Here is a 3,142-nt window from a genome sequence, read left to right on the forward strand (position 1 = left end):
GAGCCAGTAGTAGTCGTCGACGCGCTCGCCGCCGAACTCGCGGAAGACATGGGGTTCGACCCGCGCGACGGGGGGCGCGGGAGCGGTGACGGGATCCGCGGCGGCGGCGAGGCCGGCGGCGCCGCAGCACGCAACGATGAACAGGGTCCGCAGCAGGGGGGTGCGCATGGGAGCCGCCTCTCGCAGGAGTGGAATGGGCCGGTCCGGGCCGGCATCGCCGCCGACCGCGTGGTTACGCAACCGCGCCTCGACAGTTGCGCGGCCGCCGCCTACACTGGCGCCGAACACCAGCCGAGGCGGCGCCATGTCCCGCAACGCCATCCTGACCGGTCTCGACGTCCTGGTCGAGCGCGACTTCGCGCCGCTGCGCGGGCGGCGCGTCGGCCTGCTCTGCCACCCCGCCTCGGTGGACGGCCGCCTGCGCCACGCCGCGCCCCTGCTGCGCGCGGCCGTCGGCGCGGACCTGCGCTGCCTGCTCGGCCCCCAGCACGGCCTGCGCGGCGAGACCCAGGACAACATGGTCGAGTGGCGGGGTTTCGCCGATCCGGCGACCGGCCTGCCGGCCCACTCCCTCTACGGCGAGCACCGCAAGCCCACCGCGGCGATGCTCGCGGACGTCGACCTGCTGGTGATCGACCTGCAGGACGTGGGCGCGCGCTACTATACCTTCATCTGGACCATGCTGCTGTGCCTCGAGGCGTGCGCCGAGCAGGGCCGGTCGGTCCTGGTGCTGGACCGCCCGAATCCCCTGGGGAACGCCCGCGAGGGCAACGTGCTGGACCCGGACTACCGCTCCTTCGTCGGCCTCGAGCCGCTGCCCATGCGCCACGGCCTGACGGTCGGCGAGCTGGCCCGGCTCTTCCGCCGACGCCGCGGCCTGGACGTCGACCTCGAGGTGGTCGGCTGCCGCGGCCTGGACCCCGCCGCCTGGTTCGACGAGACCGGCCTGCCCTGGGTCCTGCCGTCCCCGAACATGCCCACGCTGGACACCGCCGCCGTCTACCCCGGCATGTGCCTGCTCGAGGGCACCCTGATGTCCGAGGGCCGGGGCACGACGCGTCCCTTCGAGATCTTCGGCGCGCCCTGGCTCGCGCCCGAGCGGCTCGCCGACCGGCTGGACGCCTACGACCTGCCGGGCCTGCGGCTGCGCCCCCTGCACTTCGAACCCACCTTCCAGAAGCACCAGGGCCGTCTGTGCGGCGGCCTGCAGCTGCACGTGACCGACCGCCGCGAATTCCGCCCCGTCCTGACGGCGGTCGCCGTCCTCTGCGCGGCGCGCGCGCTGTGGCCGGACGAGTTCCGCTGGAAGGAGCCGCCCTACGAGTACGAGACGGTGAAGCCGCCCATCGACATCCTGGCCGGCGGTCGCGGGCTGCGCGAGGGCGTCGATGCCGGCGCCGACCCGCGCGAGCTCGTCGCCGGCTGGAGCGGGGAGCTGCGGCGCTTCGAGGACGAGCTGCGGGAGCTGCGCGACGATGACTGAGCCCGCACCCCGCGTCCGCTGCGCCATGATCCTGGCCGCGGGGCTCGGCACGCGCCTGCGCCCCCTGACCGACACGACCCCCAAGCCCCTGGTGCAGCTCGGCGGCCGCACCCTGCTGGCGCGGATCGCGGCGCGGCTGCACGGCGCCGGCGCGCGGCGCCTCGCCGTGAACGCCCACCACCTGCCGCAGCGGATCGCGGACGCGTCGCGGGCCCTGGACGGGTTCGACGAGATCCGCGTCTTCACCGAGCCGGACATCCTGGGCACCGCCGGCGGGATCGCGAACGCGCGGGCGTTCTTCCGCGGCGAGCCGCACATCCTGCTGCACAACGGCGACATCGACATCGCCGGGGATGCCGGCACCGACCTCGGCGCCCTCGTCGCGGACCACCTCGCCACGGGCGCGGCTGCGACCCTGCTGCTCGCCGACTGGTCGCCCGTCAACTCCGTGCTGCTGGGCGGCGACGGGATCGTGCGCGACATCGGCGGCCGCGCCGGCGCCGCCGCGCGCGACGGCGACCGTTCCCTGACCTACACCGGCGTCGCGGTGCTGGCGGCGCGCTTCCTCGACGACCTGCCCGACGGCCCCGGCGCGCTCGCCGACGCGCTGCTGTCGCGGATCGGGCGCGAACCCTCAGCGGTGCGCGGCGTCGCGCCGGCCGGCCTGCGCTGGTCCGACCTGGGGACGCCCGGCCGCTACCTCGAGGCGCTGCTCGCCCTGGACGACCCCGCCGACGCCGACGCGGCCGCCGCCGCCGTCGCGGCCCTGCCGGTGGTGCGGGCCGGCGGCTGGGGCGACGCCGACGTCACGCGTCTCGCGCCCGAAGGTTCCGACCGCGGCTTCTGGCGCCTGCGCCGGGACGGCGGCAGCGCCGTGCTCATGAAGGACCGCCCCCGCGATCCCGAGTTCGACCGCGCGGTGTCGGTCGCCGCCTTCCTGCACGCGGAGGATCTCGGAGGCGCGGCCGTGCTCGGCGCCGACCGCGAGGACGGCGCCGCCCTGATGGAGGACCTCGGCGACGATTCGCTGCACCGGCTCGCGCACGCCCCGGGCGCCGACCGCGCGGCCTTGTACGGCCCGGTCGTCGACCTGTTGGCCGACCTGCAGTCGCGGGGCACGGCCCGCAGCGCCGCCTGCCCCGCGGCGCGCGACCGCGTCTTCGGCCGCGAGGACCTGCTGGCCGAGACCGCCTACTTCCGGCGCCGGTTCCTGTTCGAGGACCGCGGCGTGCCCGAGAGGGACCTGGCCGGACTCGACGACGAGTTCGCCGCGCTGGCCGACGCCGTGGCGGCGCAGCCGCGCGCGCTGATGCACCGCGACTTCCAGTCGCGCAACCTCCTGGTGCGCGACGGCCGCGTCCGGCTGGTCGACGTGCAGGGGATGAGGCTCGGGCCCTGCGCCTACGACCTGATGTCCCTGCTGCGCGACGCTTACGTCGACCTCGGCGACGACCTGCGTGGCGAACTCCTGGACCGCTTCCGGCGAGCGAGCGCCGCCGCCGGCGGTCCAGCCCCGCGCGCCGAATCGGACCTGCTCCGTGCGGCGACCCTGGCCGGGCTGCAGCGCGTCATGCAGGCCCTGGGCGCCTTCGCGTTCCTGTCGAACGTCAAGGGCAAGCGAGCCTTCCGCGATCACATCCCATTGGCATGGAATCACTT

Annotated in this window: 2 protein-coding genes; both read left to right on the forward strand. The window is 75.5% G+C overall.

The genetic code is table 11. The features are described 5' to 3' along the window. Positions 1-304: 304 nt before the first annotated feature. Complete coding sequence (locus tag Q7W29_06685; protein MDO9171500.1) at positions 305-1,483, forward strand: DUF1343 domain-containing protein; 1,179 nt, start codon at positions 305-307, stop codon at positions 1,481-1,483. Then, the coding region (locus Q7W29_06690) for a phosphotransferase (GenBank protein MDO9171501.1) at positions 1,476-3,142 on the forward strand (1,667 nt) is incomplete at its 3' end. The genes Q7W29_06685 and Q7W29_06690, both read left to right, overlap by 8 nt.

The sequence above is a fragment of the bacterium genome (genome assembly GCA_030654305.1).
Lineage (GTDB): Bacteria > Krumholzibacteriota > Krumholzibacteriia > LZORAL124-64-63 > LZORAL124-64-63 > PNOJ01.

Excerpts from the sequence above, each read along its gene's own strand:
- Q7W29_06685 (MDO9171500.1), top strand. The coding sequence starts at position 305 with ATGTCCCGCAACGCCATCCTGACCGGTCTCGACGTCCTGGTCGAGCGC.